This is a genomic window from Mesorhizobium sp. M7D.F.Ca.US.004.03.1.1 (assembly GCF_003998635.1).
Classification (GTDB): Bacteria; Pseudomonadota; Alphaproteobacteria; order Rhizobiales; family Rhizobiaceae; genus Mesorhizobium; species Mesorhizobium loti.
Genome location: NZ_RZQG01001418.1, coordinates 1 through 1,011 on the forward strand (window position 1 = coordinate 1; position 1,011 = coordinate 1,011).

Here is a 1,011-nt window from a genome sequence, read left to right on the forward strand (position 1 = left end):
CGTCAAGCGCATCCAGCATTTCCTGCATTCAACGCCGGCAGCGGTGCCGCTGATCGTGCTGGTTCTGGCGATCATCGTCTTCGGCATCACCATCGGAGGGCGTTTCTTTTCGTCCTACACGCTGACGTTGATCCTGCAGCAGATCGCCATCATCGGCATTCTGGGTGCTGCGCAGACATTGGTCATCCTGACCGCCGGCATCGATCTGTCGATCGGCGTGATCATGGTGATTTCAGCGGTGATCATGGGCAATTGCGCGGTCAGCTACGGCATGCCCAGCGTGCTCGCCGTGGCGATCGGACTTGCCGCTGGCGCGGCCTGCGGGCTGCTCAACGGGGTGCTGGTCGCCTACATGAAGCTGCCGCCCTTCATCGTGACGCTTGGCACCTGGAACATCGTCATGGCCACGAACTTCATCTATTCGGCCAATGAGACGATCCGCGACACCGACGTCGACACCCAGGCGCCGCTGCTGCATCTGTTTGCATTGAGCTTCAAGGTCGGCACGGCGGTGCTGACGCTCGGCGTCATTGCCACGGTCGTGCTCGTTCTGATCCTGTGGTACGTGCTCAATCACACGGCATGGGGCCGCCATGTCTACGCCGTTGGTGATGACCAGGAGGCGGCGAAGCTGTCGGGCATCCAGACCAAGAAGGTGCTGATGACGGTCTACACCCTTGCCGGGCTGATCGCCGCTTTCGCGGCCTGGGTCTCCATCGGCCGCAATGGTTCGATCTCGCCGTCAGCCGCCGTCACCGACTACAATCTGCAAGCGATCACCGCGACGGTGATCGGTGGTATTTCTCTGTTTGGCGGACGCGGCTCGATCCTGGGCACGCTGTTCGGCGCAATGATCGTCGGCGTCGTCTCCATGGGCCTCAACATGCTGGGCGCCGATCCGCAATGGAAAGTGCTGCTCACCGGTGTGCTGATCATCGGCGCCGTGGCAGTCGACCAATGGATCAGAAAGGTTTCGGCATGACCATGACCCAGGAACCCATTCTCACCGCT

1 protein-coding gene is annotated in these 1,011 nt (G+C 61.2%); it reads left to right on the plus strand.

Annotated elements, in window-relative coordinates:
• Positions 1-982, plus strand: a 982-nt coding sequence (locus EN935_RS37575; RefSeq protein ID WP_164771778.1) for an ABC transporter permease, incomplete at its 5' end; no start/stop codon positions are given.
• Positions 983-1,011: the final 29 nt, after the last annotated feature.